Raw genomic sequence first — 26,762 nt, 5'->3', positions numbered from 1 at the left:
GTGAGGTTTAGTGAGAAAACTATAGAGTGGTGACAACTCTTACCGCAAGAAGAATCAGTACCACGCCAGACAATTGGTCGATAAGTTTCGCTCTAGACTTTAGCGTATTCAATAAGCGTGGTGATGAAAGCATAAACGTAATTAATGTATACCAAAGTCCGTCAACGATCAGGGGTGTAGTGACGATAATGGCTTTATCAGTAATTTCGCTGCCCACGGCAACAAACTGACTAAATAGAGCCGTGAAAAACAGAGCGATTTTCGGGCTCAGTAACGAGATAAGTAGCCCTTCTCTTGCAGCAGACGCTACCGATACTTGCTTGCCAGATTCTAATCTATCAACAATGCCACCTTTGGAGCGAATCGCGTTATATCCAAGCCATGCGAGATAAAGCGCCCCCAGTAGAGAGATCGTCTTAAATAGCATCGGGAACTGATGTAGAAGCACTGAAAGACCAAGCACAGTAACTAATGCATACACACCGATACCAAATGCATGAGCCCACGCAGTGGCGAGACCATGGCGTCGCCCACCAGCCAAGCTGTGTTTAGCAACAATCGCTAAACTCGGACCTGGGGACATAGCCCCTAATAAGCAAATGGCTAGTAGTGATAACCAAATCGTAAACGTCATGATGTATTCCGTGTGTATTTCCAACTCATTGATTGAACTCTATCATCTCAATATCATGATTTGAAATCACAAATAATCATGGCAATCATCACATGAAATCATAGTACATAGAGAATCAACTTTTCACGGAATACATAGACGATTGCATATACGCGAGGACTTTGTCTCTTACCCACTTGTGGGCAGGATCTTGTTCGTACTTTGGATGCCATATAAGCCAGTACTGATGTGTAGGCGGACTAAATGGCAGTGAGAAGGTACGCAGTGATAAGCGTTTCTCGAGATTGTGAGCAATGTGCTCTGGTAGCGTTAATAACCCATCACTTTGCTGCACCATCGCGAAAGCCGAGCTAAAAAACGGGGTGGAAACTAAAATTCGACGCTCAAGGCCTCTTTCCTTCATTGCAGAGTCGAGAAAACTGTCTTTGTCTCCTCCTGCGGAAATTCGGATATGTTGATAGGACTCTAAATCATTGAAAGTGATGTCAGATTTCGAACTCAAAGGGTGCCCTTCTCGAACTACCACCACAGGTACATCTTCGCCAATCTTACGCGAACATAATGATTCCGGCGCACTAGGCAACATTGTCGAGGCCAGTTGAACATCTTCATCGCCCAACTTCTGTAGCAACTTAGGTTCCCACAAACGGTAAGAGAATTTGAGTAGAGGTGCGAGGGGCGATAACTGGCTAACAAGTTCAGGAAAAATGTATTGTGCGACATAATCCGATGAGGAAAACGTAAGCGTTTGATCATAAAGTTTCGGGTCAAACTCCTGACCACCCAAGACTCTTTGAATTTCCTCTAATAGCTTTTCTAACTCAGCACTTAACTGTATTGCTCGGGGAGTTAAAACATAATGACTTCCTTCTCTCACCAGCAATGGATCTTGGTAGATATCTCTTAGCTGACTTAATTGACGGCTAACAGCAGACTGAGTCACGTTAAGACGCGAAGCCGCTCGACTGACATGCTTTTCTGAGAGTAGCACTTGAAGCGTGTACAACAGGTTTAGATTGGTTTTACTAGCCATTGTTACCGTGAAAAATACGTTAGACAGACGCACTATTCTAGTGCTTGTGCCGGTTCAACTTGAGTGGGTATGTACTCCACTACAGCCTGGTTTTTACCTTGTTTTTTAGCAGCATACATGAGTTTATCGGCCTCATACAGCGTTTCAAAGTCGCTAGCACAATGATAGATCGCACACCCGAGACTAACGGTCACTGGCCAACCATCTATCTCATCGAGGTCGATATCTCTCATAGACTCACAAATACGGTGTGCAAGTTCATCCGAGAAACAAACAGGCTGATCAATGAAGGCTAACGCAAACTCTTCTCCCCCAATACGAGCAACGATATGACTTGAGTTAGTCAATGCTTTTATTTTCTCGGACACATGCTTAATCACCACATCCCCTTTTATATGCCCGTAGGTATCATTCACAATTTTAAAATTGTCGATATCGATAATCATGACCGTTAAATTGCTGTTGGACCTTCGGAAGTACTTCAATTTGTCCAGAAAATAGCGACGATTCCACAGCCCCGTCAGAGCATCCGTCTCTGAAAGGTACTTCAACTGTACGTTTTCAGCGGACAATTCTTGAGTCTTGGTTCTCACTACATGTTTTAGAATTACTAGGTAGATAAGAAGCATGATAACAATGCCAGAAATGGCGATTGCCGGTAAGTAGGAGGGGTACACGGTTTCTATATGCATCCATCGTCCGTAAATCCGCTGTAAATCCTGTTTTCCGACATGTTTGAAGTCGGCAATAATCGACTCCATTAGGCTTACATTCGATTGCGACGTGGCGTAATGAATATCACCCGAATATAGGTGCTTAACATCGATAAACTGACCGCTTTTGGGGCCAATATGCAAATAGTAGTTCGCTACTTGAAGGTCAGCGACAAAGGCTCGAATCCTGTTGTCTCGCGCCGCTTTTATCATCAGAGCATTATTGTCAAAATAAGCTAACCCAACTTCGGGAAAGTGGTTGAGCATATATTCTGCTTCATAACCACCCTTAACTACCCCGACCTTGTGGTTGTGGTGACCGAGAAGAAATTCATCAGCATCAAAGCTTTGTAATGAGTGATGAAAATAAAGCTGAGTGTCTAATTCGAATAGAGGTTCTCCGAATGCCAAAACTTTCTCTCGATCACGCGACCATAATAAGCCGGCATGGACGTCTGCTTGCCCCGCTTTGACGAGATCAATGGATTCTTGCCAATCAACAAGTTTGAATTCGATAACAATATCGTTAGCTTCGCCGTATGCTTTCCATAGGTCGATCAAAATCCCCGCAGGCTGATTAGCGTCGTCGAGAAAAGAATAGGGTTTCCACGCCTTCGAGTTAGACACTATCAGACGCTTTGGAGCCAGCGGTTGCTCTCCGCGCTGTTCAAACGCCAAAACACCTGTATCTTGCACCGAAAATCCAGATGCCTGTGCTGGCAATGTCCCCAAAAGCAACATCAGAATCGAGGTCACCAACGTACTAAAGTTGGCCCGAATCAACATGTTATACACTCACCATTATCTATAAGAGTATTATTTATAGTAGGTAAAACTGTGACTTTCCTTCCGCACTGTTGTAATTCTGGATCTACGTCTCAATATGCTTGAGACTTAAGCAGCATTTATAAAATAAGGCCTGCTTAAAACAACCTAAAATATTGACTACTAGAGTTTCGCGGCTACGTCTCAAAACCGAAATCAGTCTAAAATTTCACTTCAACCTGTGTTCTCTGAACGCATAGTTCATTTAGAACTCGAAGCAATACCTCGTACTATGATTGTACTCGTCATCAGGTCTGAGAATGGTGTTGGATTCGCGCCAATCTCGGTTTGGCGAATCTGGATAGAACTGAGTCTCTAGTGCCAAACCCGTATAATCTTCGTATGTTCCACCATTTCGATTTGGGGTACCCGCTAGCCAATTTCCAGTGTAAAGCTGCATCCCGGGCATGGTCGTACTCACTGACATTCCCAGCTTTTTATCTGGAGATAGCAACGCTGCAACGCGTGAGGAGATATCGCGCCTACTCAACAATAAATAGCAGTGATCATAACCTTTCGCTTGTACTTGTTGCTCATTGACTAGTAGTTCAGAAGACAATCGTTTGGTGCGGTTAAAATCAAAGCTCGTTTCACTCACCAGCTCAGGCATTTCGTGCGGGATGCCAACTTCGTTAGTCGGTAAGTAATGCGATGAATCGATTTGAAGCCAATGTTCTAACGCCGTCTCCCCGCTATCGGCCCCAGATAAATTGAAATAAGCATGATTGGTAAGATTAACTGGGGTCGCCTTATTGGTTGAGGCTCGGTAATCAATGTTGACAGAGTTGTCTTCGGTGAGCGTGTAAATCACTCTCGTCACGAGTCTACCCGGAAACCCTTGATCACCATCTTCAGAGATAAGTTCAAACACAACGCTATTTGCTGTTTGTTTTATGAGGCTCCAACGCCGTTTATCGAACCCGTCATGTCCGCCATGTAGGCAGTTTCCGGCTTGGTTGGCATCTACTTGGTAGCTATTTCCATCGATCGAAAATTTCCCCCCAGCAATACGATTAGCATATCGACCAACCGTCGAGCCCAAATAGACTTGCTGACGCTCGTAAGCCTCTATTGAACTCACGCCCAGCAGCACTTCTCGTAAACTGTTGTCTACTGGAACCTTGCAACTCAGCCAAGCCGCCCCGATGTCCATGACCGTTATTTCCATCCCAGCTGCGTTGGATAAGGTGACTAACTTTGGTGCCTGACCATCTTTTGCGATACCACTAAACTCGATTCCCATAACTTATCTCTTATTAGTAAAGCGCTTCAGCAAGTCCCGCGCCTGATTGAGCTTGGCAAACGTAGATCGACTCTTTTAATCCTGTTGCTGCTTCGTAGTTCTGATTCACTGCCTGCTCGATGACTGGCACTAAACTAGGTGGAACTAATGCAACAACACAACCACCAAACCCGCCTCCCGTCATGCGAACGCCGCCATTTTCGCCAATAGCAGACTTCACGATGTCAACAAGCGTATCTATCTCCGTGACTGTGATTTCAAAATCATCTCGCATTGAGGCATGTGACTCAGCCATCAGTTCGCCCATTCGCTTCATATCACCAGCCATCAGTGCTTTGGCCGCCTCTTCAGTACGCGCGTTTTCAGTGATGACGTGACGAGCGCGCTTCGCGACCAGCTCATCAAGTTGGTCCTGCTTTTGATTAAACGCCTCAATCGACACGTCACGCAGCGCTTTAACCCCTAACACGCGAGCCGCTTCTTCACACTGTTGTCGTCTGGTGTTGTATTCACTATCAACTAAACCGCGCTTTTTGTTGGAGTTAATAATGACGACAGACATGCCTTCGGGCATAGATACAGAGGTGGATTCAAGGCTTCGACAATCGAGTAACATGGCATGATCTTTTTGTCCCTTCGCCGAAATCATCTGGTCCATAATTCCGCAGTTACAGCCAACAAACTCATTCTCAGCTTGTTGGCCGTTTAGCGCGATTTCTTCTTGGCTGATATCTAAGTCATAAAGCACTTTAAAGGTTTGCCCAATCACGACCTCTAAAGCCGCTGAAGAGCTTAAACCAGCACCTTGGGGCACGTTGCCACTAACGGCAATATCAACGCCGTTAAACTCATAGCCCCTCGCCAACAAATACTTGACCACGCCTCGAATATAGTTCGCCCACATTTTATCGTCTTGAAACTCAATCGGCTCTTCTAGGTTGAACGCATCGGTATCATTGTCGTAATCCACAGCGACGAGTCGAACTTGGTTATCTTCTCTTTTGGCCGCAGCGACCACCGTCTGGTAGTTGATTGCACAAGGTAATACAAAACCATCATTGTAATCGGTATGTTCGCCTATTAAATTTACACGCCCCGGTGCTTGCACAACATGGGTCGGCTCGTAATCTAATACCTGCTTGAAAGACGCTTTCACGTTATTTATTAAATCAGACATAATGAACTCTCAAATCTTGTGTAAACACGTCGACTCAGCCAACGTATGGGATGTTGTATTAACGCTCTTTGTAATGAACGTCACTCAGTACGCGCAGTCGCTCAGCGGCTTGCTCTGGCGTTAAATCTCGCTGTGATTCAGCGAGCATCTCGTAGCCCACCATAAACTTTCTAACCGTGGCGCTGCGCAAAAGCGGTGGATAGAAAAGAGCATGTAATTGCCAATGGTCGATATTCGTACCCTCTTCAAAGAACGGCGCAAAATGCCAGCCCATTGAGTAAGGGAAAGAGCACTGAAACAGATTGTCATATCGGCTGGTCAACTTCTTGATTGCCAAGGCGAGATCATCGCGCTGCACGTCACTTAACTCACTCATTCGTCGAATATGGGCCTTAGGCAACAACATGGTTTCAAAAGGCCAAGCAGCCCAATAAGGGACGACGGCTAGCCAATGCTCTGTTTCGACGACCGTTCTCGAACCGTCCTTTTGCTCAGATTCGACATAGTCCACGAGTAAGTTAGAGCCGTACTGTTCAAAGTAATCTTTTAGATGGATCTCTTTGCGCTCAATTTCATTGGGCAAAAAACTGTTCGCCCAAATCTGTCCATGAGGGTGAGGTTGAGAGCACCCCATGGTTTCCCCCTTGTTTTCAAATGCCTGTACCCAAAGGTAGTCTTTACCCAACTCTTCAATCTGTTCATTCCAGGTATCGATAACGCCACGAATTTTAGTGACGGATAACTCTGGTAAGGTTTTGCTGTGATCAGGAGAAAAACAGATAACGCGACTCAGTCCTCTCACGCCTTGAATTTTAAACAACGGATTGTCAGATTGCGGTGCGTCTGGTGAGTCGGGCATCAATGCTGCAAAGTCATTGGAGAAAACGTAGGTTCCCTCGTAATCAGGATTCGTTTCGCCAGAGATTCGAGCGTTACCCGGACACAAAAAACACCCCTTATCAAAACTTGGTAGCTCAGCGGTTGAGGGTTTCTCATCTTGACCACTCCATGGACGCTTGGCCCTGTGTGGTGATACCAAGATCCACTGACCGGTCAGCGGGTTATAACGGCGATGTGGGTGGTCTACTGGGTCAAAATGTATATCAGCCATAATGTTTCTCAATCTGTTTCGCAGGCCCGTTTTGATTATTCTATCAAGCTAGTCGATTAGTAATCCGTGATGCAACTCTCGATAATGTAAACGTTTTCACTCCCAAAACATCCAATTCTTTTAGCTTATTTCTGCACAACGTTCAAAAAGTGATTAACGGTTACAACCAATTAATCCGCGGTCCTCAATACGACGGCATATCGATAGTGCTGCTCACGAAGTTGGTACTCATCATGAACACTTGGTGTCCAAGAGTCGTCGCCCCCCACTCCCATGTGAAAGCCGTCAATCCGTACATACACCGCATCATCTTTTACAAGGTCGTTTGTGTGTTTTGCGTTGGCAAGGTTCGCTTGATTAAACTCACTGACAGAAAAATGAAACTCACCTTCCACCGAGAGATTGCCTACCGTTAATTCATGACAATCACAACGAAGACCATTCTCTGAAGGGAAAATGTAATTGGTGTGCATCTCTTCAAGACATTTTTGGTAACGACCGATATGAGCTGAGTACAATCTGTCTGGGTAGTTTTCGTGTGGACCACGGCCAAACCAATCAACTATAACTCGATCTTCGCTTGACGTCTGTTTTGGCAAACACAACTCAAGACCAACACGCGGAATTGGTGGTAGACCTCGAGCGAGCGTGACATCAACATCGATAGCAATCGAGCCATCATTCGCTATGTTGTAGCGCCAAGTGCTTGAAATAACGGCGGCTAGATCATTACTGTAGATAGCAACACACTTTATCTCTATGCCACCAGAGACCTTATAAGCCTCAAAGCTTTGAACGTCTCGTCGAAGCGTTCTAAATCCAGCGGCCTCCCAGCGTGCGAACCAGGAGTTAGGGTCGAGCTTATTCGCTTCACTTGTACCAATGTCATTGTCTAGGGGGGCACGATAGAAATTGTCTTTTATTGGTTGGCTCAGTACCTCGGCTCCACTTACCATCCAATCAGCCAAATAGCCTGTCTCTTTATCAAACTCAATAACAAAACTATCGTTCTCAATTCGAAGCTTGGTATCAGTATCAAGCAGTTGGAGCGAACCAAAGTTTTCCTTTTCAGCAAGATGGAGCTTGGGAATAGAGGCTAACTCAATTTGCTCACACGCGGTGATGTGTCCTGACTCTGCCCAAGGTGTAGCATTGATTAATCTCGCTTGTAGATTAAGGTGATAGCGTGCGCCAGGGATTCGCTTGATAGCATCACACAGCTGTATCTGAAGACTAGCTTGAGCGGGAATAGATAGTGCGACCTCTCCAGATTGCACGATGTTGCCATTTTCTAAAAGTTGCCAAGAGAGGAGTTCATTGTCGCTGGAAACAAACAAGTTTTCAGACACAGCCTCTATCACAAGTGGCTGGTCGCTGATCAACTTGAACTGGAAAAACTGCTGCGCTTTTTTAACTTCAAATAGAGTTGGGTGCACCGTTCTGTCAGGGAAAATCAGTCCGTTGATGCAGAACTGTCGGTCATTGATTTCATCACCGAAATCACCACCATAAGCCCAATAGGACTGCCCTTTATCATCAAATTTGGTAAGCCCTTGATCTACCCAGTCCCAAATAAACCCACCCTGTAATCTTGGATGGTCACGAAAAGCTTTCCAGTATTCAACGAAACTACCAAGACTATTTCCCATCGCATGGGCATATTCACATAGGATCAGAGGGCGCGTTTCATTGGGTAGCGCAATGGCTTTTTTGATGCCCACGCGGGGAGTGACCTCTGGCTGATGCCCGACCACAGGTAAATCCCAATCGACGCGGGCATACATAGGACAAATGATGTCCGTCGCCGATGTCATCGCACCGCCACCCTCGTATTGAACCGGTCTTGATGGGTCACGCTGCTTAACCCATTGGTACATTGCATGATGATTGCTGCCAATTCCCGATTCATTCCCCAACGACCAGATGATGATCGAGGGATGGTTTTTATCTCTTTCAACCAGATTAACCATACGCCTCATGAAAGCATTTAACCACTCGCTATCATCAGACAGACGGGACATTGGAAACTGACCGTGAGTTTCAATGTTCGCTTCGTCGACCAAATACAGGCCAAACTGGTCACAAAGCTCATACCACATCGGATGGTTTGGATAGTGCGCCGTTCGAACAGCATTGAAGTTATTTTGCTTAAGTAGTTTGATGTCACGAATCATGTCTTCTCGTGTCATCACATGACCAAGCTCAGGGTGATGCTCATGGCGATTCACCCCACGAACGAGCAAAGGTTTACCGTTTACACATAGCTGGCCATCTAAGATCTCGACGTTTCTAAAACCTACAGAGTAAGCCTCACAATCGACAACTTGCTTCTGATCGTTAAGCAGTGAAACGACAACTCGATATAAATAAGGGCGCTCTGCGCTCCATGCGTTTACATCGTCCAACTTGATTCTATGGATAGATTGATTGTCCCACGCACCTTTTTCATCAACAAACTCAACGCCCATCACTTGCGACTGTTCCGATACAAGCCTCCCTGTATCGTCATAAACTGTGACCATTATGGTTTGAGTAGACTCTGGCTTGGCAACTTTTGTCACCACTTTAAGAAGCCCATCGCGATAATCAGACTGGAGACTAGCGATCGTCTCGACATCGGCAATATGGCTATTAGGTTTGGTCCTTAGAGTGACATCACGAAAGATGCCGCTAAGCCACCACATATCCTGATCTTCTAGATAAGAGCCATCTGACCAACGTAGAACCATAAGGGTCAGTTGGTTTTCGCCCTCTACTAAATGAACACTCAGGTCGAACTCAGCAGGCAGACGTGAGTCTTGTGAGTAGCCGACCCAAGCCCCATTACACCAAAGATGGAAAGCACTGTTGACGCCATCAAACGTGATGGTTGTAGTCGCACCTGACTGACTCGCAAATTGAAATCGCTTGCGATAAACCCCTGTAGGGTTTTGCTCTGGAACATACGGAGGATTGTCATCGAATGGGTACTTTACATTGGTATAGATTGGCTTGTCATAACCATGCAGTTGCCAATTGCTCGGAACGGATAGAGCGTCCCATTGCCCATCATCAAAATCACTCGCAACATACGACTCCAACATATCCTCAGGACGTGCCAACAAGTGAAACTTCCACTCACCATTTAATGACACTTGGTTTAAAGATGCTTGATTGGTTCGAGCCTCTTCTATGGTGCCATAGGCACGCAAAGGCGCATGAGGGGCAAGCACATTACGTTGCACGACGTGTTGGTTTTCCCACTCGCGAGCGGCGATGACTTGGGTGAAAGATCTCATCTCTACTTCCTACTGTTCCGAGACAAAAAGAGCGCTCCAATGCGTTGAGAGCGCTCATTGGTATTGGGTAAAACAGATATCCTGTGTTTACCTAGTTTTTAAATGTACGTTGACGCACTTTTTCCAAACGCTTGAGGATCTGATCGACACGCTCAGGTTTTACCATGAACTCTTGGAAACCTTTCATGCCCTCTTTCGCCATGGCAGGATCAGTATCGCGGTCATAGAACTGAGCTGTACCACTCGCTTGAGCTAGCATTTCAACACCGATGTTTAGGAACTCGTCATCGGCTGGCTTCGCTTTGCTATTAGTAGGGATTTGCAATAGAACGTCGTTAACAAGCTGCTGAATCTCGGGCTTAGCAACAAATGCAAGGAACTTACGAGCGTCTTCTTTGTTCTTCGCTTTGCTTGGGATGTGAATCGTATCCATCGGCGCGTCTTCTGCCAAAGGAACCGCAGGGTCAATCACAGGGAACTGGAAGAAGCCCATTTTGCCTTCCAACTCATCAGGGAAGTTTGGAGCAATAAAGTTACCAATTAGGTACATTGCAGCTTCACCGTTATATAGGAATGGCTGTGCTTCTTGCCAAGAGTATGATGCGTGGTTTTCAAGGTAGTAGCCTGGTTCAACAAGTTCCGCCCAGTTAGCAAATGTCTTTTTCACTCGCTCATCAGTGTATGGGACCTTACCGTCCATTAGGTCGATGTGGAAATCTAGACCGTTGGTACGTAGGTTGATGTAGTCAAACCAACCTGCTGCTGTCCAAAGGTACTTAGTACCGATAGCGAATGGTGCAACCTCATTTTTCTTAAGTGTTGCAGCGGCTGCTTTTAGCTCATCCCATGTCTTCGGTTCTGCGATGCCATACTTCTCAAAGATATCTTTACGGTAGTACACACCCCATTGGTAATACGTGTATGGTACGCCATATTGCTTACCGTTTACCGTCATTGCCGGTGCTGCAGATTTGAAGTCCTGAGCCATGTTATTCTCAGCCCAGATATCACTCACATCTTCAAGCAAACCACGGTCTACGAACGTTTTCATACGGTTACCCGCATACCAGAACACAACATCCGGTGGAGACGTTACCAGCCAGTTACGTATCGTCGTCTTGTACGCTTCTTTGTCATACAGGTTGTACTTCACCGTAATGTCTGGGTTTTCTGCTTCAAATCGTTTTACGATTTCAGCCCAAGCTTCCTTTGGTGCAGGGTCTGCTTGGTCAGAGTTGATCACTAACTCACCCGCCCATGCTGTAGCAGAGACAGTTGCGCTTAGTATCGTGGTAGCAACGAGGTGTTTCACAGTTTTCATAGTAAGATCCTTATTGTCGAGCGTAAGCTCAGGCTCCATTTGTTATCGTTATGTTTTGCGTTGATACACTGCATTCAACGCGGGGTATGCAGTACAATTAGAATTAACCTTTGGTCGCTCCTAATGTTAAACCTGCAATAAAGTGACGTTGCATCGTAAAGAACAACACCACCGGAGGAATAGCAGCGACGATTGCACCCGCCGACATAAATTGCCATGCTGCCAACCACTGCCCTTTCAGAGAACTCAATCCAGCTGTTACCGGACGTACTTCATCACTTTGAACGAGTACTAGTGCCCAGAAAAAGTCATTCCATATAAAGGTAAAGACGAGAACCGACAATGCCGCAAGTGCAGGTCTCACAAGAGGTAGCACGACATGCCAAAAGATTTTCATTTCACTGACGCCTTCAACTCGCGCCGCTTCAATCAGTGCATTTGGAATGCCAACGATGAAGTTACGCATAAACAGCGTGCAAAACCCTGCCTGGAACGCGACATGGAAAAAGATGAGAGCCCAGTGGGTATCGTAAAGCCCAAAGGTAATGGTCAGGTCACGCACAGGGATCATCAAGATTTGAAACGGGACAAAATTGCCTGCGATGAACATCGCAAAGATCCAGATGTTCGCCTTAAAGTTGTATTTGGCTAGAGCAAAGCCTGCCAACGTAGACAGAGCAACCGCGCCAGCAACAGCAGGCAACGTGATGATAAGACTGTTGAGCAAGTATTGACCCATAGGCGTCGCAGTGAATACCTGAGTATAGTTTTCAATAAACTGGATATCCGTTGGCCATCCCCAATAGTTACCTTTGTTGATGTCCTCCATAGAGCGGATAGACGTCATCATTACCGCGATAAGCGGAAGTAACCACAGGACAATGGCGATAGGCAAAGCCACTCGATAGCTTATGTTGGTAAAGCGTCCTGACTTTTCGATCGGTTGTGGGTACATTATTTTTCACTCCTCAGCATTCGCCACAAGAAGTAAGCGATATAGATATCCATAATCAGGAACAGAACAACAGAAACCGCCGCGCCATAACCCATCCGATAGTTAAAGATTGACTCTTCGTACATTTGATATGCCAACACTGTAGAACTACCCCACGGGCCACCAGCCGTCATAGTCGCAACCAAGTCAAAGGAGCGAAGTGCCCCAATCACAGTAACGACGATAGCGATAAAGGTCGCTGGACGAAGCTGAGGCAGAACCACATACCAAAGCATGCGAAGCTTTTTCGCACCATCTAATCGTGCTGCTTCAAGCTGCTCTGGATCGAGATTGTTTAAGCCCGTTAAATAGAGAATCATGCAGTATGAAATTTGTGGCCACAGACCCGCTGCAATGATGCCGTAGGTGACGTAGTCCTCATTCGACAAAATCGCGACAGGCTCAACATTGAAGAAGCCCAATACGATATTGAACAAACCAAATGATGGGTCATAGAACCAAGCGAAGACCAAACCGACAACCACTTGAGAGATAACAAAAGGGAAGAAGAACAACGACTTAACAACGCGTATCCCCCTTACCTGTTGGTTCAGAAACAGCGCGATAGCAAGCCCTAGTGGTGGTGCAAGCATAAAGAACACCAACCACAAAAAGTTGTTTTTTAAAGAGGTGTAGAAGGCTTCTGAGTCAAAGAGCTCGCGATAGTTATCTAAACCAACCCATGTTTTCTCGCCGAGCCCGTCCCACTCATAAAAGCTCAGCCAGATACTATCCAGAATGGGATAAATCACGTAAACCGCAAAAATGAGCATCGCTGGCGCCAAAAACAGCCAGGGGGCAACATTGGTATTAATGCGGCTCTTACGCCGCTGTGAAGGTAATCGGTTTTTGGGGTATACCGTTTTCACAGATTGTTCCATTTCAAGGTGACTCCTACCTCATCGCAACATACTGTTAACACATATTAATTTTAGTAAATATCAACAATAAGTACTGTTTTAGATGAGTTTAAGTGAAAATACACCTAAATATTAGCCAGCATGGTGAAATGTTGTACTGCTCAAAATTAAAACTGTAAACGTTTCCACACTTTTCACTCAAATTCGTTAACAAATTATGATCATGATCAACTATTCTGGGTTTGACAGCTAACAAGAGTGCGATTAGGGCGTATGGTGATGGTATCAACGGACATCATGCGAGCACGATTAGCGCTATCGAGAACGTATAGGCTAACCGCTAACACTCGCTAAACTTTTGCTTTTACTTGTCTGCATAACTAGGAGTTCTTATGGCTGACATCCGCTTAAACCAAGTCATCAAACGCTTTGGTAAGGTACAAACCATCCACGGTGTGGATCTCGATATTAATGATGGTGAGTTTGTGGTGTTTGTCGGACCATCTGGCTGTGGTAAATCAACACTGCTTCGCTTGGTCGCTGGGCTAGAAGAGATCTCCGATGGTGAGATTTACATTGATGATGAGAAAGTCAACGACGTCGACCCAGCAGAGCGTGGCGTGGCGATGGTGTTCCAATCTTATGCCCTCTACCCTCATATGACGGTAGAAGAAAACATGGGTTTTGGTCTCAAGATGAATAACCATCCTAAGGACTACATCCATAAGCAAGTACAGAATGCAGCTAAAACACTGCAATTAGAGCACTTGTTAAAGCGCAAACCCAAAGAGCTGTCTGGTGGTCAACGCCAACGTGTGGCCATCGGTCGCGCCATTGTCCGTAACCCTAAGGTGTTTCTATTTGATGAACCCCTATCCAACCTAGATGCAGAGCTGCGCGTTGATATGCGATTGCAAATCGCCAAGCTCCATCAAGATTTAGCCAACACGATGATCTACGTGACCCACGATCAGGTTGAAGCGATGACGCTAGCCGACAAAATCGTGGTGTTGAGAGATGGTCAGGTAGAACAAGTCGGCAGCCCTCTTGAGCTATATCACACACCGCAAAACGAGTTTGTTGCTGGGTTTATCGGCTCTCCTAAAATGAACTTCATTCCTACCCTAGTAGAAGAGATTACCGACAATAACCTCACCCTAAAAACCGACAAAGGTGAGCGCTTTACGCTTCCGCGAACTGACAGCAGTTCCTCTACGCCGAATACAGGTGACAAACTGAGTCTTGGCGTTAGACCGGAACATCTAACACTCAACCATGACAGTCCGGTCAAATTGCAGTTCCAAAGTGAAGTTGTGGAGCGTCTAGGTAACAGCACCTATCTGTTCGGACAGGCGTCCGGTGTCGACGGATTCAAGGTACACCTGCCAGGTGACCAAGCAGTCAACAAGTTTGAAAAAGTTGAGATAAGCTGCACTTATGAGGATGTGCATCTGTTCGATGCGGACGGGCAACGCGTCACTTTATAATCTCGAGTCCGTCGCAAGTCTCAGCGAGTATTCGAGCAATCATAGCAAACACAAGGATTTGTTTATCCAGCAAATTGCGCTCCGCTATGAAACACGCTCTAATACTCGCCTAATTTAAGAGCCCAAGTAAAAGGTGCCCAATGGCAACCATCAAAGATGTCGCAAAAGAAGCAGGAGTCTCTGTCGCTACAGTGTCTCGTGTGATCAATAAATCGCCTAAAGCGAGTCAGTCTTCCATTACTTCTGTAACGGCAGCGATGAAGAAGCTCGGCTATCGCCCAAATGCGGCAGCGCGTGCCTTGGTCAATCAAAGCACCAACACAGTGGGTGTTGTCGTAGCGGATGTCTCTGACCCATTTTTCGGGACTCTATTGAAATCGGTCGATCAAGTTGCTCGAGAAGCTGGAAAGCACATATTAATTGGACATGGCTACCACAACGCTGAGGATGAACGCCATGCGCTAGAACTGTTGATTAACAGTCGATGCGATGCAATTATTCTGCACGCCAAAGGTCTCAGTGATGAGGAGCTCATCAATTACGCCAAAGAGGTGAAAGGGTTGGTCATTATCAACCGCTACATACCAGAGATCGAATCGCGCTGTATTTCTCTTGATAATGAACGTGGTGCCTACCTTGCCACTCTGCAGCTAATCAAATCAGGGCATCGTAACATCGCGTGTATTGCCTCTTCTCAGGATATCGAAGATACCCATCAGCGAATTAAAGGCTATCGCACCGCTCTAGAAGACCACGGTATTGCGCTTTCCAAAAACTACATTGAGGCTGGCGAACCGAGCAGTGATGGCGGTGAGCTGGCTATGACGAATTTGTTGTCAAAGTCACTCGATATTACTGCCGTCGTGACTTACAACGATTATATGGCAGCAGGTGCTATCCAAGCGCTGGAAACCAATGCCATTGCTGTCCCTCAAGACATTTCCATAATTGGCTTCGATGACGGTCTGATCGCCCGTTTCGTGCATCCTCACCTAACTACGGTCCGCTATCCTATTGCCATGATGGCAGAAAGAGCGGCTCGATTGGCCTTGCTACTATCACGTGGCGAGAAGATTGAGGATGACCCAATTGTTTTCACTCCAACTCTCGTGCAGCGTAAGTCCGTAATGACACGTTAACCAACCCTTAAGGTGGCGCAATGATTTTTGTTAATAGCGAACAGCTTGAGTTTCATCTCCAAACATCCAAAACCAGTTACATCATCAAAGCGAACGAAACGGGTCATCTTATCAATCTTCATTACGGTGATAAGATGACACATCGCAGCAGCTTTGCAGCACTTGATCAGCGTTACAGCGGAAAGATGGGCTCGACAACGGACTACGCTGATGTTCCTGGACAAAGTTTAGATACCCTGAAACTCGAAGTCCCCACCTTAGGGAAAGGCGATTACCGAAGCCCACTTTTACACATTGAGTATGCAGATGGGTCACGCATTACCGACCTCACCTACTCTTCACACCAAGTTGTCGACAGCAAACCCGAACTCGCTGGGTTGCCGTCAGCAAGTGGCGAAGAAAAAGGTCAGCACCTTATCGTTACGCTTGTCGACGCTATCACTCGATTGGCTGTCGACGTTCACTACTCGGTTTATGAAGCCTCAAACGTTATTACTCGCCATCTTGTTATTCGCAATGAAGACGGCCAAAGTATGCAGATTCATCGCGCGCTCAGTAGCTGCGTCGATTTTGCAGAGGAAGGCTTTGACCTTATCCACCTTCAAGGCAAGTGGATAAAAGAAGCACAAATTGCACGCCAACGCCTCAACAAGGGCATAGTGCAGATAGATTCGAAGAAAGGCGTGAGTAGCGCGAACCACAATCCGTTTATTGCAATAGCAAATAAAGAAACCAACGAGCACATGGGGCCTTGTTACGGCTTCGGTGTCTTATACAGCGGAAATCACCTATCTGTTGCTGAAGTGTCGCCGCATTGCTTAACTCGCGTCATGACAGGAATCAATGATTTTGACTTCCGATGGGAGCTAAAACCCAACTCAAGCTTTACGACGCCAGAGGTTGCTCTCACCTTCTCTGCCACAGGCTTAAATACCATGAGCCAACAACTGCATCACTTCATAAATCATCATGTGGTACCAGAGCAGTGGCGATTAGTTGAACGCCCCATCCAAGTGAATAATTGGGAAGCAACTTACTTCGATTTTGACTACGACAAACTGGATGCTATTGCCCAAAAGGCTCAAGATATTGGTGTTGAGCTGTTTGTGCTCGATGATGGTTGGTTTGGAAAACGAGACGATGATACTACGAGTCTCGGAGACTACTTCGACAACCCAAAACTCCAAGGCGGCATTGCTCGTATCAGCAACAAAGTCAAAAGCTACGGACTTAGATTTGGTATTTGGGTCGAACCTGAAATGGTGTCACCAGACAGTGAGCTATTTAGACAACACCCCGAATGGGCGGTCGCTCATCCACTAAGAGAGCCTTCTCTGGGACGCAACCAGCTCGTTCTAGACATGGCAAACCCAGACGTAGTCGACTACCTGTTTGATAAACTGAGTGACGTATTTTCCAGAGCGGATGTAGACTATGTGAAGTGGGATCATAATCGTAACTTCAGTGATAATTACGCCCAGTCTTTAACCCCAAGGACTCAAAGCGGATTTAATCACAGATATGTACTTGGGCTATACGACTTGTTGGCTCGCTTAACCGGTGCATTTCCAAATATCCTATTTGAGTCATGTTCTAGCGGCGGCAACCGATTCGATCTTGGTATGCTTTGCTATATGCCTCAAACCTGGACCAGTGATAATACCGATGCTATTGAGCGCTTAAACATACAGCACGGCACATCCATGTGTTATCCCCTATCCTCTATGAGTGCTCACGTCGCTGCCAAACCTTCACATCAGGTACTGCGTCGCACACCATTGGAGACTCGCTTTAATGTCGCGGCATTCGGCAACTTTGGTTATCAACTTGATATCACGCAGCTCTCAAGCAATGAAACGCAGGCTGTTAGAGAACAAATTGCGTTCTATAAGCAACATCGCACGCTGATTCAATTTGGGCGTTTCTATCGGTTAGCCTCGCCTTTTGACAACAATATCTCCACTTGGCTTGTCACTAACGAAGACGGTACTGAGGGACTGCTTGGCTATTACCAAAAACTTCAACAAAGTAACGGCGATTTAGAGCGAATCAAGCTACCATTTTTCGAGCCCGAATCTGAGTTCGAGGTCCAGTCACGCTCTCAATACAATGAAGAGGTGGAAACAACGAACGTGAAAGCGACACCAGAGCTTTATCACCTATTTGGTGACCAGCTCGCCGCGTTTGGTTTGCCTTTGAACAGCCAATTTCTAGGTGTAGAGATCACTGAACAGACCCGTCATATTGGCGATTTCGGTTCGAGAATCTACCACCTTAAACGAAAATAGATTTATAAATCAGCACGCTAATCGCCCGCTATTCCTAACCACGGAATAGCGGGCGATTGCTTTTATATATCCTTACTTATATCACTGTTATGACCAGTAAAAATATTCGATATATCCCTCTAAAGTTCATGCCTGACAGGTCGATAATCTGTATAGTTATACAAAACACTGTTCTTAATAATAAATCTGATTCATAACACCAGTTATGCATTCAATGTTGGCTATCTATAAAGGCAATATTTAGAGCTAAATCTAGGAAGTAGTATGAAATTTAGTCACAAAATCGTTTCCGCTTCGGCGGCTTTGCTACTCGTTACCGTTTCAACCCTAGGGATTACCCAGTTGATCACGGTGCGTAGCGAACTTCAAAGTCACATTGACACTAGCATCAACGAGTTAACCACAGGCGTTAAAAACACTATCACTTATGACTTAAACGCTAAGCGCGATATGGCAAGTGCCGTTACAGAGTCATTGGAAATTGACCCTCTAAATAACGACTACGTGGAAGACATCATTACTACCTCAACACTGAAGTCTAACTTCCAAGCGGTAGGTGTGGGCTATGAATCAAATGGTTCGCTAATCAGTAACGATGGGTGGGTACCGGATAGCAGCTATGACTCACGTACGCGTCCTTGGTATAAAGAAGCTAAGGCAGCCAACAGCACAATCATTACTGACCCTTATGTCGATTCGTCGACTAACAATGTGATTATCTCGTTGGGCTCAGCGCTTAACGACGAATCCGGTCGTTTTGTAGGTAGTGTTGTGTTTGACGTCACCTTGACCACCCTAGCAGACTTGGTAAACCAAACTAACCTTTTCAACGCAGGTTATTTGTTTGTAGTGACGGATAAAGGCATGACGATTGCTCACCCAGACGCAAGCCTTAACGGTCAACCTGTAGCTAAGTTCGTTCCTGGCATTCAGCTCTCACAAGGTACTCAAGAGCTTCAAATTAATGGTAAAGATTACCAAGTAAACCTTATCCAAGTTCCTGACGAGAACTGGTACGTGGGCGCGATCATTGATAAAGATGTCGCCTTTGCAGCGATTGGTAAGATGCGTAATCAGTCTATCCTGTTTATCTTGGTTGGCGTGATTGTCAGCGTTATTGCTCTGACACTTCTAATCCAATTCCTGATGCGTCCTCTGACAGATCTGAACGCTGCAATTCAAGACGTTGCAAACGGCGACGGTGACCTAACTCACCGCCTAGACACAGACACGGATGCAGAGTTTGCTGAACTCGCGAAAGGCTTTAACACCTTCACCGCAAACCTTCAGCAGCAAATCATTCAGTCGAAAGAGATTTCAACGAAGATCCTAGCGCTAACACAGCAAACAACGGAAGGCGCTAAACACTCAGCAGTTGCAATGAATACCCAGCTTCAAGAACTTGAGCAGCTTGCGACCGCAATGAATGAAATGGCCAGCACGTCGTCAGAAGTCGCTAACAATGCTCAAGGTGCAGCAAGTGCCGCGCAAGCCGCAGACACTGCGACTCAAGAAGGCTCTGAGGTGGTACTTGATACCACATCGGCTATCACTAATCTCTCTATGAGTATTGAAGAAGCAGTTATCGAGGTTCAAGGGCTAGAGTCAGCAACAGACAACATTGAAACCATTCTTAAGGTTATCAATGACATTGCAGACCAGACAAACCTACTCGCTCTAAACGCGGCCATTGAAGCCGCACGTGCTGGTGAATCAGGTCGCGGTTTCGCAGTGGTCGCCGACGAAGTTCGTACTCTAGCTCAGCGCACTCAAGAGTCAACAACAGAAATTCGCAGCATGATTGAGCAGCTTCAGGCAGGTGCACACTCTGTTTCTAGCGCTATGTCTCAAAGCAAAGAAAGCGCCACAATGGCCGTCGATCGTGCGCAAAGTGCAAACGATGCGCTAGAACGTATTCGTCAGTCTATCGCACAGATTTCTGATATGAACATGCAAATTGCCGCAGCAGCAGAAGAGCAAAGCTTGGTTGCAGAAGAGATCAACGCTAACACCATCAAGATCAAAGATCTGAGTGAGCAAGTATCTGACGCCGCTAACGGTGCAAATACGGCAATGACTGAGCAGTTTGATAACGTTCATCAGCAAGAAGCGATCCTAAACCGCTTTAAGGTATAAGCTCGCTAACACTTCAAGCTTAAAGCTCCGGTCTCAATACCGGAGCTTTCTTTTTTAACCATCGCTATTTCTCCAAATTTTCTCCACAATATTGAGGTAGACTAAAGTTAACACTCCGTTTTCTCTGGATTCGCATGCGCTTTACTCTGTTTCAAAAGCTGTTTTTATCGCTTCTAACTTCAAGCTTGTTACTGTTAGCAGGTATGGCGTATCTGATTAACTCCAGTTTCAAAGAAGGGCTACAAAGCTACTTGAATCAAGAAGAGCTCACGAAGGTAGAAAGCCTTGCAAGCAATGTCTCTAGTTACTACTCCGAAACCTATGGTTGGGATAAGCTGCTTCGCTCTCCACAAGTACTCGCCACCTTGATGCAGCAAATTGGCGAAGCGCCCCCTCCTCGCCCTAGGCGAGGTCCACCCCCAAGACATAACCGATTGTCTCCTGATACGCTTCCACCTTCATCAAAGCTTGAACGCGAGCAAGCCTTATTCGTGCCACTTGGAGTGCGTATCAGCTTGCTAGATGAGAGTCGCACGCCTCTATTAGGCCCTATGAGTCACGACTTTATCCTTGATGAAAGCTTGCAGTATGTAAGCTATGTGCCTATCGAACATGACGGCAATACAGTTGGCTGGCTTAGCGTAGTGCAGAGTCGCAGCGTCTCAAATAAGCTTGCCGAGAGCTTTATTCAGTCACAGACCACTCATGTACTGACCATTTCATTAGCCGCTCTGTTACTGACCTTAACAATCGCATTTTTCTCAGTGCGGTATTTGCTTAAACCACTCAGCGCACTGCACCATGGCGCCGTAGTTGTTGGCTCTGGTCAGTTGGACCATCGCATTGAGCATACAGGGAGCGATGAGCTTGCCGACCTTGTCGATGCATTTAATCAACTCACCGCGTCGTTAGAGCAGCAGAAACAATTGAGAGACCAGTGGCTGTCCGATATTTCTCATGAGCTTCGAACGCCCGTGGCTGTACTAAAAGGTGAAATCGAGGCTCTACAGGATGGGATTCGCCCCCTTGAAATGCGGTATGTCGATGGATTGCATGACCAAGTATCCACGCTGACACGGTTGATTAATGATTTACACACATTAGCGCTATCAGACAGTGGGGCCAAAGACAGTGACCAGAGAGATGCCGTAACACTTGTAGACGTGTTATCACCTATCGTTGAGCGTTATGAACTGAGGCTACAAGAAAAATCCATCTCACTTGAGCATCAACTTGAAGGCAATCCTGAAATTGAAGTCTTCGCCGATTCGAAGTCACTTCAGCAAGTTTTTCAGAACCTGTTTGAGAACTGCTTCCGTTATACTGATGAGAATGGCTCGGTCAGACTTTCAATTCAAGAGAGCAAAAACGAGGCGACTATCATTATTGAAGACAGTTATCCAAGCGTGCCAACGCAAGCTTTACCCAAACTCTTCGAGCGCCTTTATCGCGTCGATAAATCTCGCAGCCGCGCCAATGGCGGCTCCGGACTGGGGCTTGCTATCTGCCAAAGCATCGTAAAAGCGCACAATGGAAGCCTAAATGCCGAGCACTCACCGCTGGGCGGCTTGAAAATGGTCGTAACGCTGCCAAAATCCAGCAACGATGAGCAATAAAAACAGAAACAAAGGAATGACCATGATTTTAATCGTTGAAGACGAACCTTCACTGGCAAACATTGTGTCCGAATACCTTCAGCATAATGGATTTGAATCACACATTATCGATGACGGCGATAAAGTCATCGAATGGGTAAAGGAACACACCCCTTCTTTAATTTTGTTGGATTTAATGCTCCCTAATCGCGATGGATTGGATATCTATCGAGAACTACGCACTTTCAGCGATGTGCCCGTCATGATGGCGACGGCTAAAGTCGACGAAATAGACCGCTTGCTAGGTTTAGAACTGGGCGCTGATGACTATATCTGTAAGCCTTACAGCCCAAGAGAACTTGTTGCCAGGGTCAAGAACGTACTAAGGCGCAGTCAAAGCACCAAGACGGCGTCACTGTCCGAGGCTGAACAAGTCAGCCCACAAGCGACGCTAATCATCGACGATGCGCAAATGAAGGTCACTATTGATAGTCAAGTTTTATCCTTAACGCCCGCTGAGTTTAAATTATTGCGTCATTTCAATAGTCATCATGGTGTTGTCTATAACCGAGATCAGCTCATTGATCGCATCTATTCAGACGGAAGAGTCGTCACCGATAGAACCATTGACAGCCATATAAAAAACCTGCGCAAGAAGATATTGGCTATCAACCCAAGCTACGATTGGATTAAGTCGATATACGGCGTGGGTTATCGATTCGAGTTGAATGAACGCGACTAGCCATAGGATTTCATCTTCACAAACAAACCCAGATACCTCCATATTTTCTGCACTTTTATCAAGCATACTTATTTCATCAATTAAGTATGCTTTTGCACACGAACGTGAGGTAGTGTATGAACTCAGACAACCGCCGCCAAATCTTTCCCAAGCTTTCTACGTTGACATTTGTGCTTTGGGGAACATTTTGCTTCACCGGACAGGCTTCCAGCAGTGAATCCCTCAGCTATAAAATCGTCGATACGGGTCAATCGGTTTGTTCAGACGCGTCAACTCAGCTTTCAACCTGCCCGGTTCAAGGGGAGTATGGTTTCGGGCAAGACGCCCAATATCAAGGATACGCGCCAAGTTACACCGCAAATAACGATGGGACGGTAAGTGATAACGTCACCGGCCTAATGTGGGCAGCATCGATTGACACCAACCGTGATGGAAAAGTAACTGCAGCCGATAAAATGAGTTACGACCAAGCAGTCAGCTACATCGCTAACCTAAACACGGCAGGATTTTCTGACTGGCGACTACCTACAATCAAAGAGCTCTATTCGCTGATCCTCTTTGACGGCGAGGATCCAAGTGGCATTAATGGTCCTGATTCTTATTCTATTCGACCTTTCATCGACCATCGCTACTTTGGTTTCGAGTCTGGCGATATGGCATCGGGTGAACGTCTTATTGATGCTCAATATTTGAGTAGTACTCAATATGTCTCTAAGACAATGGGCAAAGATGACACCGTATTTGGCGTGAATTTTATTGATGGACGCATCAAAGGTTACGGAATGCAGAGCCCCCGTGGAGGAGACAAAACCTTCTATATCCTGGCTGTTCGGGGGAACTCTGATTACGGTGTAAACCAATTTGTCGCTAATTCAAACGGCACAGTACACGATGAAGCGACAGGTTTGATATGGCAAACAGCCGACAGCGTAACGAGCTTAGATTGGAATGGTGCATTAGAGTACTGTGAGAATCTCGATTTAGCGGGTCGTCAAGATTGGCGTCTACCTAACGTGAAAGAGCTTCAATCCATTGTTGATTACTCACGTTCACCGGCAACGAGCAATAGCCCGTCCTTAGATCCAATATTCAATGCTAGTCAAATTACCAATGAAGGTGGTGAACTTGACTACCCTAACTACTGGAGCAGCACGACCCACATGAATCTAAAGAACACCAAGAACGCGAGTTACGTCGCCTTTGGCCGTTCCATGGGTTACATGCGTGACAACTGGGTGGACGTACACGGTGCTGGTGCTCAAAGAAGTGACCCTAAGGTGGATAATGGTCAAAGCTATCCACAAGGTCACGGGCCTCAGGGTGATGCGGTAAGGTTTGAAAACCACGTTCGATGCGTCAGTGACAATAATACAAGGTTCGTCGAACAGCCAGAGACAACTGAACGTCCAACGAAAACCTATACCCTGTCTAACTCAGACCTAACTGACTCTAAAGCAGCAGGCAAAGTGGAGGGCAAGGGAAGATCGCAGCGTCGTAGTGGGGACCCGTTTGCCGACATGGACACCAATGGCGACAACAAGTTATCTCGTAGCGAAGTCCGCGGTCCCCTAGCTAGAGACTTCGATAAACTCGACAAAAACAAGGATGACTTCATAACTAGAGATGAACTGCCTAAGAGATAAGTGGAATTCTCTACTTTATTTAGCAATCACTCGCATTATTAACTATAGTTTAACTTATCAACATCGCGATCATTCTAAACAAGCGGACGGGATAATTTACAGCACCATCCCGTTCAATTTTACCCCACCCTATTGACATCGCATTTATCTATATATTCTTTGCCATAATCGGGTAATAATCCGATATAAACATGCATTTTCTCACCTTCCAGGCTGGTAGCTAGCACTAATCGTCCGAAATTATATTCACTTAACAATCGCCAAAATGAAAATGCACTCATGCTAAAAATGAAAGCAACTCCAGAATCTTAATCTATAATATGCAAGTGAGTGATTAGTAAAAAACAGAAAATGGCGCCACCTAGTCAAGCATTTATAGAAACATCATCAAACAATGTTTAAAAAATCAGCAGTTGACAACAATTTGAATACAAAAGTCAGAAAAAAACACTTTTAACACTTCCAACTGCAACCATAAACTGTTTTACTTGTCACGGATAAAGCGCCTCTACAACTTTTAGAAAGTGTATATAAATAAATACACACAACGTTTCGGCGCCAAAGTTACGGACAAACACAACAGATTATTTGGAGTTATCGTGGCAACGAGCAACACAAACGCAGCACCCCGCGACAATTGGGGTTCGAAGCTTGGCTTCGTAATGGCCGCAGCAGGTTCTGCTGTAGGTCTTGGTAATATTTGGAAATTCCCTTACACAGCAGGTGAAAATGGCGGTGGTGCATTCATCGTTATTTATCTTGCATTCGTAATTTTCATTGGCTTCAGCGTAATGCTGACTGAGTTTGCGGTAGGTCGTAAGACTGGTCGCAGTGCAGTTGGTGCGTTTAAGTCGACAGACGGTCGTTGGACATTCGTAGGTGTTATCGGCGTATTGAGTGGTCTACTTATTATGGGTTTCTACCCTGTTGTAGGTGGTTGGGCTCTAGCATACGTTCAGAAAGTATCTACAGGTCTTCTAAGTAACCCAGAAGCTATTGGTGATAGCTTTGGCGGTTTCATCACTAACCCTATCCAACCACTAATGTGGATGGGTGTTTACTTGCTGATGAACATCATCATCGTTAGCCGCGGTATTTCTGGCGGTATCGAGAAAGCGGGTAAAGTCCTGATGCCAATCCTATTCCTGATTCTTATCATCGTTTCAGTAAAAGGTTTGTCTCTACCAGGCGCAATGGCGGGTGTGGAATTCCTATTTAGCCCAGACTTCTCGAAAGTAGACAGCGGCGTCGTGCTAGCGGCACTAGGTCAAGCGTTCTTCTCTCTAAGTCTTGGTATGGGTTGTATGATCACGTACGGTAGCTACCTGAAGAAGAAAGAGAACCTAGTTCAAACGACTGGTATGGTTACGGCAATGGATACAGGTGTCGCTATTCTTGCTGGTATCGCAATGTTCCCTGCAATGTTCGCACTTGGCATGGAGCCAGCAGCGGGTCCTGGTCTAGTATTCGTCGTTGTTCCTCAGCTGTTTGCTGAAATGGGCGGCGTTGGCCTTATCTTCGCACTACTGTTCTTCGTTGGTCTAACGGTTGCAGCACTGACTTCTTCGGTATCTCTACTAGAAGTAGTTGTGTCTTACCTAATCGACGAGAAAGGCATGAAGCGTACTACGGCTGTACTATCTGCAGCAGCAGTAATGGCAGTTCTTTGTATCTTTGCTTCTCTATCTCTAGGTGGCGTTGGTCCTACTCTGTTTGATACTGGTGCATTCGATATCTTCGACCTACTAACAGATAAGATCTTCCTAGCAGTTGGCGGTATGTTGGTGTGTATCTTCGCTGGTTGGAGACTAAGCCGTGAAGAGCTAGAGAAAGAAATCACTAACGACGGTGAAGTGAAGTTCCCACTGTTCGGTCTGTGGTACAACCTAGTTAAGTTTGTTATCCCTGTAGCAGTTGCAATCGTAGCGTTTGCAGGCATCTCAAGCGGCTTCGATAGCGGTAAAGGTCCAATCATGCTGATGGGTATCGGTATCATCGCTCTGACTGGTCTTCTATCTAAGAAGCTATAATCTAAACAACGATTACTTGAAGCCCTCGTTTAATACGAGGGCTTTTTTTATCTTTTCAACACTCCCCCTCCCCAATATTTTTATGCATCTATTCGGTGCACCTATGAGGACCTATTTTGTCTCTAAGACTTAAAATACGTACTCTTGGCCTGAGCGCAAAGAAAGCAAAATCAGCCTACCTTATGCGTTGAATTTTCGCTTGTGCATTCTTGTTAAAGGCCTCTTGCCAATAGGGTGAGTTTCTCGGTGACAGTTCGTTCAAACCATGGGTGACTCATTTACCTTGCGGGGGTAATTGGCGGGCATGTTACTCATGGTTTTCATTCAGTTCCAACACGTAAAGTCGTCGCGATTGGAACTGAGTTTCGTCATCGAGAAAGTGGTGAGAGGCCTTTAAAAGAACTCGAAGAAAGTTTGATTTTGCAAAGCAGCTAGACCGACGATCAACTGGCTGTTTTGCAAATAGCTCTAGCAAGTCTTTTTCTCAGCATGAGATTATAGCTTCATCCCTAT

At 45.9% G+C, this 26,762-nt stretch carries 18 protein-coding genes; 8 read left to right on the top strand and 10 right to left on the bottom strand.

Features of this window, described 5'->3' with window-relative positions:
- Positions 1–19 precede the first annotated feature (19 nt).
- From AC6I8Y_RS16960 to AC6I8Y_RS16915, 10 genes are all read right to left on the bottom strand, one after another.
- Positions 20–634: a LysE family translocator gene (locus AC6I8Y_RS16960; protein WP_234496961.1), complete on the bottom strand. Its 615-nt coding sequence runs from the start codon at positions 632–634 to the stop codon at positions 20–22.
- A 115-nt stretch (positions 635–749) separates the two neighbouring features.
- Positions 750–1,667, bottom strand: a complete 918-nt coding sequence (locus AC6I8Y_RS16955) for a LysR family transcriptional regulator (RefSeq protein ID WP_252016909.1) — start codon at positions 1,665–1,667, stop codon at positions 750–752.
- 32 nt (positions 1,668–1,699) lie between these two features.
- Positions 1,700–3,166 (bottom strand): sensor domain-containing diguanylate cyclase, encoded by a 1,467-nt coding sequence (locus tag AC6I8Y_RS16950; RefSeq protein ID WP_498022324.1) that lies wholly within the window; start codon positions 3,164–3,166, stop codon positions 1,700–1,702.
- A gap of 244 nt (positions 3,167–3,410) precedes the next feature.
- Positions 3,411–4,448: a galactose-1-epimerase gene (gene galM, locus AC6I8Y_RS16945; protein ID WP_498022323.1), complete on the bottom strand. Its 1,038-nt coding sequence runs from the start codon at positions 4,446–4,448 to the stop codon at positions 3,411–3,413.
- Positions 4,449–4,461: 13 nt separating this feature from the next.
- On the bottom strand, positions 4,462–5,625 hold the full coding sequence (gene galK, locus AC6I8Y_RS16940; protein ID WP_394150371.1) for a galactokinase: 1,164 nt from the start codon (positions 5,623–5,625) through the stop codon (positions 4,462–4,464).
- A 58-nt stretch (positions 5,626–5,683) separates the two neighbouring features.
- Entirely contained in the window at positions 5,684–6,736 is a 1,053-nt protein-coding gene (locus tag AC6I8Y_RS16935; RefSeq protein ID WP_498022322.1) for a UDP-glucose--hexose-1-phosphate uridylyltransferase, read from the bottom strand.
- A 170-nt stretch (positions 6,737–6,906) separates the two neighbouring features.
- Positions 6,907–10,014 carry a beta-galactosidase gene (locus AC6I8Y_RS16930; protein ID WP_498022320.1) on the bottom strand — a complete coding sequence of 1,036 codons (3,108 nt, stop codon included), beginning with the start codon at positions 10,012–10,014 and terminating at the stop codon, positions 6,907–6,909.
- Positions 10,015–10,105: 91 nt separating this feature from the next.
- Positions 10,106–11,335, bottom strand: a complete 1,230-nt coding sequence (locus tag AC6I8Y_RS16925; RefSeq protein WP_234496968.1) for an extracellular solute-binding protein — start codon at positions 11,333–11,335, stop codon at positions 10,106–10,108.
- Positions 11,336–11,438: 103 nt separating this feature from the next.
- Positions 11,439–12,290, bottom strand: a complete 852-nt coding sequence (locus AC6I8Y_RS16920) for a carbohydrate ABC transporter permease (RefSeq protein WP_234496969.1) — start codon at positions 12,288–12,290, stop codon at positions 11,439–11,441.
- Complete coding sequence (locus AC6I8Y_RS16915; protein WP_234496970.1) at positions 12,290–13,210, bottom strand: carbohydrate ABC transporter permease; 921 nt, start codon at positions 13,208–13,210, stop codon at positions 12,290–12,292. The genes AC6I8Y_RS16920 and AC6I8Y_RS16915 overlap by 1 nt, the downstream gene beginning before the upstream one ends.
- A gap of 371 nt (positions 13,211–13,581) precedes the next feature.
- On the opposite strand from AC6I8Y_RS16915, the gene AC6I8Y_RS16910 reads away from it, so the two are divergent.
- The 8 genes from AC6I8Y_RS16910 to AC6I8Y_RS16875 all read left to right on the top strand — a co-directional run bounded on the left by AC6I8Y_RS16910 (position 13,582) and on the right by AC6I8Y_RS16875 (position 26,249).
- The gene (locus AC6I8Y_RS16910; RefSeq protein ID WP_252016897.1) at positions 13,582–14,676 is read left to right on the top strand and encodes an ABC transporter ATP-binding protein; all 1,095 of its coding nucleotides are present in this window, start codon (positions 13,582–13,584) and stop codon (positions 14,674–14,676) included.
- A gap of 140 nt (positions 14,677–14,816) precedes the next feature.
- A complete protein-coding gene (locus AC6I8Y_RS16905; protein ID WP_234496972.1) occupies positions 14,817–15,815 on the top strand; it encodes a substrate-binding domain-containing protein in 999 nt (332 codons plus the stop codon).
- A gap of 20 nt (positions 15,816–15,835) precedes the next feature.
- Entirely contained in the window at positions 15,836–18,103 is a 2,268-nt protein-coding gene (locus AC6I8Y_RS16900) for an alpha-galactosidase (protein ID WP_498022319.1), read from the top strand.
- A 264-nt stretch (positions 18,104–18,367) separates the two neighbouring features.
- Positions 18,368–20,239 (top strand): methyl-accepting chemotaxis protein, encoded by a 1,872-nt coding sequence (locus AC6I8Y_RS16895; protein WP_498022317.1) that lies wholly within the window; start codon positions 18,368–18,370, stop codon positions 20,237–20,239.
- A 134-nt stretch (positions 20,240–20,373) separates the two neighbouring features.
- A complete protein-coding gene (locus AC6I8Y_RS16890) occupies positions 20,374–21,855 on the top strand; it encodes an ATP-binding protein (protein WP_498022316.1) in 1,482 nt (493 codons plus the stop codon).
- Positions 21,856–21,877: 22 nt separating this feature from the next.
- Complete coding sequence (locus tag AC6I8Y_RS16885; RefSeq protein WP_498018803.1) at positions 21,878–22,576, top strand: response regulator; 699 nt, start codon at positions 21,878–21,880, stop codon at positions 22,574–22,576.
- A 116-nt stretch (positions 22,577–22,692) separates the two neighbouring features.
- A complete protein-coding gene (locus AC6I8Y_RS16880) occupies positions 22,693–24,219 on the top strand; it encodes an Lcl C-terminal domain-containing protein (RefSeq protein ID WP_498022314.1) in 1,527 nt (508 codons plus the stop codon).
- A 599-nt stretch (positions 24,220–24,818) separates the two neighbouring features.
- Positions 24,819–26,249: a sodium-dependent transporter gene (locus tag AC6I8Y_RS16875; protein ID WP_042471239.1), complete on the top strand. Its 1,431-nt coding sequence runs from the start codon at positions 24,819–24,821 to the stop codon at positions 26,247–26,249.
- Positions 26,250–26,762 lie beyond the last annotated feature (513 nt).

Source organism: Vibrio sp. KUL78 (genome assembly GCF_059725505.1).
Note: the sequence above shows the minus strand (reverse complement) of the source record. Positions and strands in the feature narration are given on the sequence as shown.

Bases quoted from the DNA above. Each gene is read 5' to 3' on its own strand.
- AC6I8Y_RS16960 (WP_234496961.1), bottom strand. From the start codon at position 634: ATGACGTTTACGATTTGGTTATCACTACTAGCCATTTGCTTATTAGGG.
- AC6I8Y_RS16955 (WP_252016909.1), bottom strand. From the start codon at position 1,667: ATGGCTAGTAAAACCAATCTAAACCTGTTGTACACGCTTCAAGTGCTA.
- AC6I8Y_RS16950 (WP_498022324.1), bottom strand. From the start codon at position 3,166: ATGTTGATTCGGGCCAACTTTAGTACGTTGGTGACCTCGATTCTGATG.
- galM (WP_498022323.1), bottom strand. From the start codon at position 4,448: ATGGGAATCGAGTTTAGTGGTATCGCAAAAGATGGTCAGGCACCAAAG.
- galK (WP_394150371.1), bottom strand. From the start codon at position 5,625: ATGTCTGATTTAATAAATAACGTGAAAGCGTCTTTCAAGCAGGTATTA.
- AC6I8Y_RS16935 (WP_498022322.1), bottom strand. From the start codon at position 6,736: ATGGCTGATATACATTTTGACCCAGTAGACCACCCACATCGCCGTTAT.
- AC6I8Y_RS16930 (WP_498022320.1), bottom strand. From the start codon at position 10,014: ATGAGATCTTTCACCCAAGTCATCGCCGCTCGCGAGTGGGAAAACCAA.
- AC6I8Y_RS16925 (WP_234496968.1), bottom strand. From the start codon at position 11,335: ATGAAAACTGTGAAACACCTCGTTGCTACCACGATACTAAGCGCAACT.
- AC6I8Y_RS16920 (WP_234496969.1), bottom strand. From the start codon at position 12,290: ATGTACCCACAACCGATCGAAAAGTCAGGACGCTTTACCAACATAAGC.
- AC6I8Y_RS16915 (WP_234496970.1), bottom strand. From the start codon at position 13,210: ATGGAACAATCTGTGAAAACGGTATACCCCAAAAACCGATTACCTTCA.
- AC6I8Y_RS16910 (WP_252016897.1), top strand. From the start codon at position 13,582: ATGGCTGACATCCGCTTAAACCAAGTCATCAAACGCTTTGGTAAGGTA.
- AC6I8Y_RS16905 (WP_234496972.1), top strand. From the start codon at position 14,817: ATGGCAACCATCAAAGATGTCGCAAAAGAAGCAGGAGTCTCTGTCGCT.
- AC6I8Y_RS16900 (WP_498022319.1), top strand. From the start codon at position 15,836: ATGATTTTTGTTAATAGCGAACAGCTTGAGTTTCATCTCCAAACATCC.
- AC6I8Y_RS16895 (WP_498022317.1), top strand. From the start codon at position 18,368: ATGAAATTTAGTCACAAAATCGTTTCCGCTTCGGCGGCTTTGCTACTC.
- AC6I8Y_RS16890 (WP_498022316.1), top strand. From the start codon at position 20,374: ATGCGCTTTACTCTGTTTCAAAAGCTGTTTTTATCGCTTCTAACTTCA.
- AC6I8Y_RS16885 (WP_498018803.1), top strand. From the start codon at position 21,878: ATGATTTTAATCGTTGAAGACGAACCTTCACTGGCAAACATTGTGTCC.
- AC6I8Y_RS16880 (WP_498022314.1), top strand. From the start codon at position 22,693: ATGAACTCAGACAACCGCCGCCAAATCTTTCCCAAGCTTTCTACGTTG.